Origin of the sequence: Gimesia panareensis (genome assembly GCF_007748155.1) — a bacterium.
Lineage (GTDB): Bacteria > Planctomycetota > Planctomycetia > Planctomycetales > Planctomycetaceae > Gimesia > Gimesia panareensis.
On record NZ_CP037421.1, the window covers coordinates 6,247,592 to 6,259,519 of the forward strand.

The 11,928-nt window shown below is 55.0% G+C and carries 9 protein-coding genes; 2 read left to right on the top strand and 7 right to left on the bottom strand.

Going from position 1 to position 11,928, the window contains the following annotated elements; genetic code table 11:
- Positions 1 to 123 precede the first annotated feature (123 nt).
- Positions 124 to 1,668: a sulfatase family protein gene (locus Enr10x_RS23285; protein WP_145451535.1), complete on the top strand. Its 1,545-nt coding sequence runs from the start codon at positions 124 to 126 to the stop codon at positions 1,666 to 1,668.
- 17 nt (positions 1,669 to 1,685) lie between these two features.
- Here Enr10x_RS23285 and Enr10x_RS23290 read toward each other — a convergent pair whose 3' ends face one another.
- Genes Enr10x_RS23290 through Enr10x_RS23300 form a run of 3 tightly spaced genes read right to left on the bottom strand, consistent with a single transcriptional unit; the run spans position 1,686 to position 4,157 of the window.
- Positions 1,686 to 1,910, bottom strand: a complete 225-nt coding sequence (locus Enr10x_RS23290; protein WP_145113454.1) for a DUF5989 family protein — start codon at positions 1,908 to 1,910, stop codon at positions 1,686 to 1,688.
- 27 nt (positions 1,911 to 1,937) lie between these two features.
- Complete coding sequence (locus tag Enr10x_RS23295) at positions 1,938 to 2,354, bottom strand: SxtJ family membrane protein (RefSeq protein ID WP_145113456.1); 417 nt, start codon at positions 2,352 to 2,354, stop codon at positions 1,938 to 1,940.
- A gap of 30 nt (positions 2,355 to 2,384) precedes the next feature.
- A complete protein-coding gene (locus Enr10x_RS23300) occupies positions 2,385 to 4,157 on the bottom strand; it encodes a carbamoyltransferase family protein (protein WP_145113458.1) in 1,773 nt (590 codons plus the stop codon).
- Positions 4,158 to 4,406: 249 nt separating this feature from the next.
- Between Enr10x_RS23300 and Enr10x_RS23305 the strand changes: the two genes are divergently transcribed.
- Positions 4,407 to 5,273: an alpha/beta hydrolase gene (locus tag Enr10x_RS23305; protein WP_145113460.1), complete on the top strand. Its 867-nt coding sequence runs from the start codon at positions 4,407 to 4,409 to the stop codon at positions 5,271 to 5,273.
- Position 5,274: 1 nt separating this feature from the next.
- Here Enr10x_RS23305 and Enr10x_RS23310 read toward each other — a convergent pair whose 3' ends face one another.
- The 4 genes from Enr10x_RS23310 to Enr10x_RS23325 all read right to left on the bottom strand — a co-directional run bounded on the left by Enr10x_RS23310 (position 5,275) and on the right by Enr10x_RS23325 (position 11,896).
- Positions 5,275 to 7,704, bottom strand: a complete 2,430-nt coding sequence (locus Enr10x_RS23310; RefSeq protein WP_145113462.1) for a heavy metal translocating P-type ATPase — start codon at positions 7,702 to 7,704, stop codon at positions 5,275 to 5,277.
- A gap of 27 nt (positions 7,705 to 7,731) precedes the next feature.
- A complete protein-coding gene (locus tag Enr10x_RS23315) occupies positions 7,732 to 8,004 on the bottom strand; it encodes a 2TM domain-containing protein (RefSeq protein ID WP_145113464.1) in 273 nt (90 codons plus the stop codon).
- Positions 8,005 to 8,262: 258 nt separating this feature from the next.
- Positions 8,263 to 10,356: a thioredoxin-like domain-containing protein gene (locus Enr10x_RS23320; RefSeq protein WP_232093111.1), complete on the bottom strand. Its 2,094-nt coding sequence runs from the start codon at positions 10,354 to 10,356 to the stop codon at positions 8,263 to 8,265.
- A 199-nt stretch (positions 10,357 to 10,555) separates the two neighbouring features.
- Positions 10,556 to 11,896: an ABC transporter permease gene (locus tag Enr10x_RS23325; protein WP_145113466.1), complete on the bottom strand. Its 1,341-nt coding sequence runs from the start codon at positions 11,894 to 11,896 to the stop codon at positions 10,556 to 10,558.
- Between the last annotated feature and the right edge of the window lie 32 nt (positions 11,897 to 11,928).

Consider the following 11,928-nt stretch of genomic DNA (forward strand, 5'->3'; position numbering starts at 1 on the left):
CCCAGGGTCACCTGCCTGTTATAATCTCAAGTCTATGCTTTTGGTCTGTCCACTGCAAACGGTTTGTTGGAATCCGCCTCAGATCCAGAGATCCGAAATCCTCTTAACTCTATGAGAATGAACATGCTCAAGCCGCGCTCAATCTGTCTGCTGTTCTGCTGTCTCTTCAGTTTGCTGACGGCCCTGCCCGCTCTAAATGCCGCAGAGAAACAGCCCAATATACTCTACATCATGTCGGATGATCATGCCGCGCACGCAATCGGCGCTTATGGCAGCCGCCTGGCGGTGGTCAACCCGACGCCGACACTCGACCGAATCGCGCGGGAGGGGATCCTGCTCAAGAACGTCTTCTGTACCAATTCAATCTGCACGCCCAGCCGGGCCACGATCATGACAGGCCAGTACTCCCACGTAAACGGCGTCACGACGCTGAGCGGAGCCATCCCGCCGGAAAAGCAGCATCTGGCCCGTCTCATGAAACAGGCCGGATACGAAACGGCCATGGTCGGGAAATGGCATCTGAAAAAAGAACCCGCGGCATTCGATTTCTACACAGTGCTGCCCGGCCAGGGAAATTATTTCAACCCGCTGTTTCGCGTCCGCGGTCCCCAGCCCTGGCCCAAAAACGAATTCCGGGTAGCAGGCTACGATTCCAAACATTCCTCCGATGCCATTACGGACATCTCACTGAAGTGGCTCAAAAACCGCAAGCAGAAACAGAAGCCGTTCTTTCTGATGCATCACTTCAAAGCCCCCCACGATAATTTTGAGAACGCGGAACGTTATGACTGGCTGTACCAGGATGTCACGATTCCCGAACCCGATTCCCTCTGGCACCGGGGGCAGCATGGTCCCTTAAACCACCCGCTCTACGGCACCTCGGTCGGTCCGCGGAATCAGCGGCGCAACATGGGACATCATATGTTTGTCGATCCGAATCTGCCCGCTGACAAATATACCCACGAGGCTTATCAGCGGTACCTGAAAAAATTCCTCCGCTGCGTGCGGGGCGTGGATGACAACATCGCCCGCCTGCTCGATCACCTGGAACAGACAGGCGAACTGGACAACACGATCATCGTTTACACGGCGGACCAGGGTTTCATGCTGGGCGAACACGACTACATCGACAAGCGCTGGATGTATGAAGAATCACAGCGAATGCCGTTCATTGTCCGCTACCCGAAATGGATCAAAGCCGGTTCGACCAGCGACGCGATCATCAACAACGTCGACTTTGCCCCGACTCTGCTGGCGATGGCGAACGTCGAAAAACCGGATTTCATGCAGGGACGATCCTTTTTACCCATTCTCAAAGGGGAACAGCCTCCCGCCGACTGGAAGCAGGCGACTTACTATCGCTACTGGATGCACATGGCCCACCACGACAACCCGGCCCATTATGGCATTCGTACGAAAGACTTTAAGCTGATTTTCTTTTACGGATTACCGCTGGATGCCCCGGGTGCCGTGAAGAAACCGACCGAGGCTTACTGGGAGCTCTACGATCTGCGGAAAGATCCTCATGAAATGCGCAATGTGATCGCCGAGCCGGAATATCAGCCGACGGTGAGAGAATTGAAAAAACAGCTGGATGAATTGAAGGAACAGGTGGGCGATACGGATGAAAAGTATCCGGAACTGAAGGCCCGCCGGAATGCCTCGTAAATGCGGTCGGTCTCATCTCAAATCGGGTAGATGAAGGGGGCTAAACCGCTGCCACTGATGACGACCAGCAGCGCAATCAACAGCAGGGCAATGATGATCGGGGCAAGCCACCATTTCTTGTTGTGACAGAGGAAGTCCCAGAACTCGGCCACGATGCCCTGCGCAGGCAGTTCGGACTGTGCCTGAAACTCAGCCTGCGCTCTGTCTTCGGGTGCCGGTTCTGCTGAGCCTTGTTCTGTCATGGTTTCACCTGAGGCGGTCGAGGCAGATTAAAACTGCCGAAAATAATCTTCCGGTTTACGAACCTGCGGTTTGGGCTGCCAGTACGAGGTGGCCCGGGAGTCAAACCGTTTCCCCACGAAATCGTAACCACACAGTCGCAGGAGGATCCCAACGGGTGTGATCACCAGATAATATACCACGGCAATCAGCAGACAGGAAATCAACCACCGCAGGGGATAAAACAGGATCATCCACACGAGATATACGGGCCGCATCACCTGCGGTGCCAGCCAGGCGAAAGTGCAACTGGCCAGCGATACTCCCAGAAGCGTGCCGGTCAGCAGCACAGAGGCCTCTCGCTGCAGACAGAAGAATCCCGCCAGACTGCACAGGCAGGCCAGCGCGATTGCAAACGTTCGCAATTCGCTCAGTTTCGGATTCCAGTTGATTTCAATAAGTGCCATGCCGTTTGTTTTCATTACTGTATGCGGGGTTTAATCCAGTATGGTTCGCGCGGGTTTCTGCAGTGACGCCTGCATCTTTTGCTCTGACTGTTCGGATTTTAAAATCACAAAATGTTCGAGAACGAGGACATCCATCTCTGTGGATACAAAACAGTGCCACGCTTCCGCGGGCGTACAGACGGGGGGCTCACCCCGCACATTGAAACTGGTGTTGATCAGCAGCGGGACTCCCGTCTGTGTTTCATACTCAGCGATCAATTGATAAAACAGGCCATGCCGCTCCGGATCGACGGTCTGCAGGCGGGACGATTCATTGACGTGGGTCACCGCCGGAATGTCGGCCTGTGACTTCACCTGTGCCAGTTGGAGCATGTAAGGACTGTCGTGTTCTTCAGGAAAGTCAAAGTAGTCGGTGACCCGTTCGCGTAATACCGCAGGCGCAAAAGGCCGAAAGGATTCGCGGAATTTGATTTTCTGATTCAACGTCGACTGCATCTGTGCACCGCGGGCGTCAGCGAGAATACTGCGTCCCCCCAGTGCCCGGGGACCGAATTCCATGCGTCCCTGAAACCAGCCGACCACTTTCTCCTCGGCCAGGTAACCGGCAACCTGCCTGCAGAGCTGCTCATCATCGGACAGACAGTGATAGACGATCTGCTGGTCGTCCAGGAACTGTTGTAATTCCACATCGTCAAAGCTGGGCCCCAGGAAACTTCCCTGCTGCTGGTCTGTGGACTGTGGTGTGCGGGGCTGATTCAGCAACTGGTGCCATATCATCTGGGCGACTCCCAGTGCGCCTCCGGCATCTCCGGCAGCAGGTTGGATCCAGATTTCCTCGAACGGTCCTTCCCGCAGGATTCTGCCATTGGCGACACAGTTCAGAGCGACCCCGCCCGCCATACAGAGACGCGTCTGTTGTGTTTCTCGATGCACGTGCCTGACCATGTTGAGCAGGATCTCTTCCAGCACGACCTGAATCGAAGCCGCCAGATCCTTGTCACGCTGTGTGATCTCGGTTTCCGGTTGCCGGGGTGGTCCGCCGAACAGGTTGTGAAAGCGAGGGGAGGTCATCGTCAGCCCCTGACAGAACCGAAAGTAAGCCAGATCGAGGCGGATCGAACCGTCGGCTTTGATATCGACCAGTTTCTCCCGGATCAGGTCGGCGTAGCGTGGCTCTCCGTAAGGGGCCAGCCCCATCAGTTTGTACTCTCCCGAGTTGACGCGAAAGCCACAGTAATACGTAAACGCGGAATACAGGAGCCCCGGTGAATGCGGATAACGGAGTTCGCTCTGAAGTTCAATTTTGTTTCCCCGCCCGACCCCATAGCCGGCAGTGGCCCACTCTCCCACGCCGTCCACGGTCAGAATTGCCGCTGCTTCGAAGGGAGACGGAAAGAAAGCACTGGCGGCATGCGACTCGTGATGTTCACAAAAGACGATCCGTTTCTGATATTTCCCCTGCAGTTCCTGTTTAATCACCCGGGGCAGATGCAGCTTGGTCGAAAGCCAACTGGGAATCGTATTCAGAAACGCACGGAAACCGAGTGGTGCAAAGGCCAGGGTTGTTTCCAACAGTCGCTCAAATTTTAAAAATGGCTTTTCATAGAAGCCGACATAATCGAGCTGATCTACTGTGAGACCGGCTTCCTTCAGACAGTATTCAATTGCATGTGCGGGAAAGGAGGCATCCTGCTTAACGCGGGAAAAGCGTTCTTCCTGGGCGGCAGCGACAATTTCCCCATCCACCACCAGCGCGGCAGCGGAATCATGATAGAATGCGGAGATACCCAGGATGGCGGTCATGAAGTTGCCTGATTCGAAGATAGTTTCATCGTGGTCTCTCGATGGAGGTGTTTAGAACCAGTATTACAAACCTCGAACAGCGTGCAAGACTGAATGCCTGGATTCACCGGTCAGATTGACAGGAGCCCCTCGCGCGAAGGTGTGCCCGGCCTGTCATTGCTTAAGCGGGTAGCCTATAATCGGCTCACGCCACTGGTACTGAAACCATCAGAACTTCTCACTGAGACAACGACTATTTGAGGTATCGTAATGCGACGTTTTCAGAATTCATGCTCCCTGTTGTTACTGCTCCTGATCCTCTGTAAGGCCCACCCTGCCCCGGCCCAGGAGAGCGACTCTGGCTATAAGACGATTAGCGACATTCCCTATCGCAGCGCAGCAGAGACGGAGCAGAACGAATACATGCACGAACGCTGCAAACTCGATCTATATTACCCGACGACGATCAAAAACTTTCCGACGGTCGTCTGGTTTCATGGCGGCGGATTAAAGGGGGGCCGGAAATCGATCCCGAAAGCACTAAAAGACCAGGGGATTGCAGTCGTCGCCGTCAACTATCGTCTGTTTCCCAAAGCGAAAAAGCCGGCTTACCTTGAAGATGCAGCGGCGGCGGTCGCCTGGACATTTCAGAACATCGCGAAATATGGTGGTGATCCGAGTCTGATTTTTGTCGCCGGCCATTCCGCGGGCGGCTATCTGACCAGTATGCTCGGTCTCGATCGTCGCTGGTTGGCAGCACACGAGATCGACGCCAATCAGATCGCCGGCCTGATTCCTTACAGCGGTCACTGCATCACACATATGACTGTGCGGGAAGAGATGGGCATCGGCCGCGACCAGCCGATCATTGATGACATGGCCCCGCTGTATCATGCCCGTAAAGACGCACCGCCGATCCTGTTAATCACGGGAGATCGGAATCTCGAATTCCCGACCCGCTATGAAGAAAACGCGTACCTCAACAGCCTGATGAAAGTCGTCGGCCACAAACAGACGCAGCTGTTTGAGCTGGACGGTTTCACGCATGGTACGATGGTGGAACCCGGTCACCTGCTGGCTCTGAAAGAGATTCAGCGGATCGTCAAAGCCCGCAATCAGGCTGACGGAAAAAAATAGATCATTTCTGAGTACGTAGTCGCAGGGCGTTACTGATTACGGAGATCGAACTGAAACTCATCGCAGCCGCGGCAATCATCGGGCTCAGCAGGGCATGAATTCCCAGGAAGGGAACGAGGATCCCTGCTGCGACCGGGATGCCCAGCGCGTTGTAACCGAAGGCGAAGATCAGGTTCTGGTGAATGTTCCGCATCACGAGCCGGCTCAGATCGATGGCATCGACGACGCCCCGCAAATCCCCTTTGACCAGGGTGACTTCGGCACTTTCGATGGCCACATCGGTTCCGGTCCCCATGGCGATCCCCACGTCTGCTTCGGCGAGTGCCGGGGCATCGTTGATGCCATCGCCGGCCATCGCGACTTTGTGGCCTTTCGCGCGGAGGGCTTTGACTTTCTCATATTTGTCCTGCGGTTTGACGCCGGCTTCCACATCATCGATGTTCAGCTGCCGGGCGACCGCCTGTGCGGTTTTTTCATTATCGCCGGTGACCATGACCACCGAGAGTCCCAGGTCGTGCAGCTTTTGAATCGCCGGCGCGGTCGTTTCCTTGATTGGATCTGAGACGGAAAGAAAGCCGGCAAACGCGCCATCAATGGCCACAAAAATCACTCCCTGCCCCTGTTCGCGGAGATCGTTGGCCTGTGACATCAATGCGTCATCAATCGTGACTGATTGCTCCTGCAGGAACGCGGCACTGCCGATCAACACCGGTTGATTCTGCACAGATCCTTTCACGCCGGCACCGGTGACGGAATCGAAGTCTTGCACCTCGTCGAGTTTGAGATCCCGTTCTTTTGCTGCCTGAACCACGGCCTGGGAGAGGGGATGTTCGCTATGTTGCTCCACGGCAGCCGCCCACTGCAGCAGATCGTTTTCACTGCGCTCTCCTGCCGGCACACATTCTGTCAGCCGGGGCTGTCCTTCCGTCAGCGTACCTGTTTTGTCGACTACGACGGTGTCGACCTTCTGCAGTGTTTCGAGAACCTCCGCGTTTTTGATGAGAATCCCCTGCTTCGCACCTCGGCCGACGCCCACCATAATCGACATCGGCGTTGCCAGTCCCAGTGCACAGGGACAGGCGATGATCAGCACTGCGACGGCATTGATGAGTGCATAAGCCAACCTGGGTTCGGGACCCAGCCAACTCCAGAGCAGAAAGGTGATGACGGCAGTTCCCAGCACCACCGGTACAAAAACGGCGGCAACCGAATCGACCACCCGCTGAATGGGAGCCCGGCTGCGTTGGGCATTGGAGACCATCTGAATGATCTGTGAGAGCAATGTCTCACCGCCGACCTTCTGGGCTTTCATCAGAAAGGAGCCGGTCTGGTTCACAGTACCGCCGATGACGTCGGCCCCCTGCTCTTTGGAGACAGGCACCGGCTCGCCGGTAATCATCGATTCATCGATCAGGCTCTTGCCTTCTTCGACTGTGCCATCCACGGGAACTTTTTCTCCGGGCCGGACACGCAGCAGATTTCCGGCCTCGACCTCTTCTAAGGGAATGTCACGTTCTTCGCCATCGACAACCAGATGCGCGGTGGGTGGTGCCAGTGCCAGCAGTTCTTTGATCGCGGAATTGGTGCGTTTTCGGGCCCGCAGTTCCAGCATCTGCCCCAGTAGTACCAGAACGGTAATCACAACGGTTGCCTCGAAATACAGTTCGACTGTTCCATTGCGGCGAAACGATTCGGGAAAAATCCCGGGAGCCAGCAGGGCGATGACACTGTAGATATATGCGGTGCCGGTACCGATACCGATCAGCGTGAACATATTGAGATTCATACTGAGAATGGACCGATACGCGCGCTGATAAAGGGGCCAGCCAGCCCAGAGTACAACGGGGGTACTGAGCAGAAACTGTAACCAGCCCGCCACATTTTCGGGAATCCACTGATGTACGGGCACGCCCAGCATCGGCAGCATGGCGAGCAGGAACACGGGAAGTCCCAGTGCCAGCCCGCCCCAGAACCGGCGGGCCATCATTTCATACTCTGCAATTTCTTCAGGAGTTTCCTCCTGTTGCGGCATGATCGGTTCCAGATCCATCCCGCAAATGGGGCAACTGCCCGGTCCGACCTGTTCGATTTCCGGATGCATCGGACAGGAATAGATGGTGCCCGCGGGAACATGCTCAGGCGTTTTTTTCTGATGCCCGTGATGTTCATGCCCACCAGTGTCGTGATGGCAACAGCTTGCTGCCGGCTCCAGTTTCAATTCCGGCTGCTGCGGTTCGTGCTGATGAGGTTCATGCTGATGTTCTTCGTGGTGACATTCTTTTTCAGCGGAAGCAGCGTTTTCGCTGTGTTGTGCGAGGAATTTATCGCGGCAGCCCTGACTGCAGAAATACCAGGTTTGATCATCTACGGTCGCATTGAGGGCGGTCGATTCGTCGACCTGCATGTGACAAATCGGATCTGTGGCCGTCATGAGTGAAAGCTTTCTATCTCTGCTGCTTCATTGATTGAGTCGAGCCTGTTCCTTCTCGATCATCTTCTGTTTCCAACTCTTTCCCCCGCCGGTGCTGTAAACTTTGAAGGCATGAAACGCGAGTCCGATGCCCCAGCCGCCCAGAGGCCAGATAAACCAGTATTTATCGGGGGAGCGTGTCAGGTTCAGCGTGATCAGGCCGGCGTTGACGAGCACGTAGACTCCCGCGTGGATCATGAAACCCATTTTCTTTTCGACACGTTCTTTGGCCAGTTCATAATTTTTATCTTGCTCAGACATGGTTTTCCTCCTGTCAGCCTCTGAATTTATACCGCAGTCTGCGTCAAAAAAACAGCTCAGATCAAGAACCGAACGGTTGCTGATCTTCAGAAATGCAAGTCCCATGCCATGTTGTATCGCAGCTCTCCCCGGCTGATTCAAAGCCTTTCCCTGTCAGGCGTTTTGAAACCTATCGGAGCACCAATAAAAAACGGTTGCTGATCTGCCAGTATGCAGGCTCAACAACCGTTGGTAAATGTGGCAACAATGTTGTTCAGGTTAATCCTGTGAAAGATCCAGAGACAGAGTGATGTCACTGTTCTTTTCCCCTGCCACTGTCTGTACCGGCACTTTCCACTGAGCGGAATGCTGCTTGCAGAGTCCGCCGACACCATCCCGGCAATAACCGAAGCGGAGATTCAGCAGGTAATTCCCGTCTGGAACTTTTAACGCGGGCAGCGCCAACAGGACCTGATTCCCTTTGACGGTCCCCTTCCCCCTGGCGATCGTCTTTTCGGGATCGTCGGCCGACTTGAATGAAAACTTCACAGGCGCCAGCGGTGAGAGTTTATAACCAGACGAAAGTTTTGGCGTGACAGTCACCGCCAGGGGAACACCGGCTGCTACTTTTTGTGCAGATGCAGTTAATGCATCCGCGGAGGCCGCAGTGAAACTGTCATCGGAGGTCTTCGGTAATTCAGGCGGCGTCAGTCCCTGCACCTTGAATTCACTGACCTGGTCGTTATCCAGATTGACGACGCAGATACGGTGGTTGTTGGTGTCTGCGACGAACAGACGGTTGCCGACTTTCGCCAGACCCGAAGGTTCCGAGAACTCCACCGGATTCAGACTGTTTCCATCCTTACCGGTGCCGAGAAACGTTTTGACTTCGAAGGTTTTGAGATCCTCTGTCTTCAATTTGTGATTGTAGGTATCGGCAATAAACAGCCGACCGTTGTCGTATAAAACTCCCAGCGGATGCTGCAGGCGGGCGTGCATTCCGACACCATCTTTATCCCCGAATTCAAACAGGGAGCGTCCCCGTTCCAGATCGGATGTACCGGCAATCGTAGAGACAGTCTTCTTCTTCGTGTCGACCTTGCGGACTGCGGAGCCTTCACTGTCCACGACGTAAAACACATCGCCGTCGACAGTGATGTCGGACGTCTGTGCGAACGCGGATGTATCGAGGGGACCATTGACGATATCTTCCCGACCGGAACCGGCGTAAACGCCGATTTCATCGGAACCGAGCTTGTGAGACCAGATCTGGTGCGGGCCTGCCATGCAGATGTAGAGCACGCCATCGATCTCGGCCAGTGCCCAGGGACTGTTGAGCGCCGACTCACGGAGTTTGCCTCCCGCGGAACGGTAGCGGGCCTGTTCCCCGGTACCGGCGAGTGTCGAAACCTGTTTCTGATCGAGATCGATCTTGCGAATCAGATGATTTTCGGTATCCGCGACATACAGCGTATTGCCCACCAGGGCCATGCCCTGGGGATGATCAAAGGCAGCCGTTTTGTAGTCGCCGTCTTTGTTGCCGATCTGCCCCGAACCAATCACGTCGATCAGTTTGCCGTCGAGGGAAGCGATGACGATCCGGTTGTGGTTACTGTCCGAAATAAAGAGTCGGTTCTGAGGAGCATCTGCCAGCAGCTTGCCCGGGAACTTGAGTGGCGTCGGTTTGAGCTTGGCGGATTCCAGATCGAAATGCACGGGAGTTTCATCGAGCGTTCCTTTGGCACGATGATAGGCGATGACCCGCTCCAGAACTTTGTCGAGCAGTTCACGATTGCCTTCACCCGAGAGATGACCGCAGTACTTCCCCTCCGGATCGATGAGCACCATGGAGGGCCAGGCCCGTACGCCGTACTTCCGCCAGACGGTCATATTCGAATCGTTGATGACGGGATGCTTGATTTCGTAACGCTGGATTGCCCGGCGGATGTTGTCGGTCTCTTTTTCGTTATCAAATTTTGCGGAATGGCAGCCGATGACGACCAGTTCGTTCGGGTATTTCTTTTCCAGGTAGGCCAGGTCGGGGAGCACGTGCATGCAGTTGATGCAGCAGTAAGTCCAGAAGTCGATCAGTACGACTTTACCCCTGAGATCTTTGAGTGTGATCTCTCCCGAGGTATTCAACCATTCGGTTCCCCCATCCAGGCTGGGGGCCTGGGGACGATTCGGGAACGGATTTTTTGAAGCGGGATCGTCTTCCGGTTCTGGAGTTTCTTCAGTCTTTTTTTCCGCAGGTGCGGGAGACTTCTCATCTGCCAGGGCAGCCGTTAAGCCGGGACCACTGACGGTAATGAGGCCCACGAGCATTGCAGTGAGGAGGTAGAATTGTTTCAGAAAAGCGTGCTTTCCTGGCATGCCTGATTCTCCTGTTCTGGATGGATGGCTTGAGGCGGGTCGATTGTTTCGATGTTGTACTACGCGATGAGCACTCTCCTATTGTAGAATCCTGACAGGGAGGGGAACAGCCCTACTGGCAATTTTCGCAGACGAATCCAGATTCATTGATTGATCATAACCACCCTGCAGGGAAGATGTTGTGATCAGCAGCAACTGATTATTCGTGCCGCAGTGCTTCGATCGGGTCGAGCTTGGCAGCAGAGATCGCCGGATAGATTCCGGAGAGAATTCCGATGGTAACCGAGATCCCAAAGGCAACCGGCAGACTCCAGAACGCGATCTGTGGCTGTAGATCAAAGAACATGCGTCCCACATCTGAGCCAGCAGTATTTCCTTCCATGACGAAATGCTGGACGAACCATTGAATGCCGAGGAATGTGATCGGGGTCAGCAGACCGAAGACCACGCCGATCAGTCCCCCCGATCCGGCCAGCACGATCGTTTCGGTCAGAAACTGCTCAACAATATCGCGCTGCCGGGCTCCCAGAGCACGACGGACGCCGATCTCACGGGTCCGTTCGGTCACGGTTGCCAGCATGATATTCATAATGCCGATGCCTCCCACGACCAGACTGATGGCAGCGATCGACCCCAGGACCACGTTGAAGATCATCCGGATCTGTTCAGCCTGCTTGAGCAGTTCCAGGGGGACAACGACCGCATAGTCTTTGTTGCGCGGGTGTGACTGTTCGAGCGTTTCCCGAATGGCCTGCGCGGTGGGGAGCACGGTATCTTTATCATTGACGCGAAGCGTAATCTGATTCAATTCGATATGTTCGGCCGTCATGCTCCCTGCCTGGCGTTTGATGTCCAGATCACCTTCGCGAGCCTGCAGCGTCTTAATGGGAATGTAAACGTCTTTGTTGTAGTCCTGTCCGGAGAGACTGCCCCCGATGGCTGCAGAAGCGGTCCGGTCTTTCGTCACGCCGACCACGGTGTAGAACATGGGACCGATGCGGATGGACTGTCCCAGCGGGTCTTCAAATTTAAACAGTTTGTTCGCGACTTCGTTGGCGACCACCGCAACGTTGAGCAGCTTGCTTTGATCACTGGCCGTCAGAAAACGCCCCGCCGCCAGGTCCAGGTGATTCATCTCCAGATAGTCGGCAGTACAACCGACCACGCGGGCATTCATGGCTTCCTTGATATAGCGGACTTCCCTGTTGACTTCCCGAATCGGGGCGGCCTTGATAATCGTGGGCAGAGTATTGGTCAAAATTTTATAGTCGGAACGGAGCAGACCATATTGCAGCACCCGTGCACTGCTGGAAGTCTGAGCCACCTCATCGGGCGGTTTGATGCTGCGGACGATGACATTGGTCGCCCCCAGTTCGAGCACCTGTTTTTGTGCCTGGGCACTGGCGCCTTCCCCAATGGCCAGCATGGCAATCACGGAAAACACACCGAACACAATCCCGAGCATCGTCAGTCCGGACCGCAGCTTATGCAGCAATAAGCTTTTCATGGCGAGACGAACAATGCGAATGATACGGGTCATGCGAGCGGCCTGAAGTTATCTGAAAATAATCG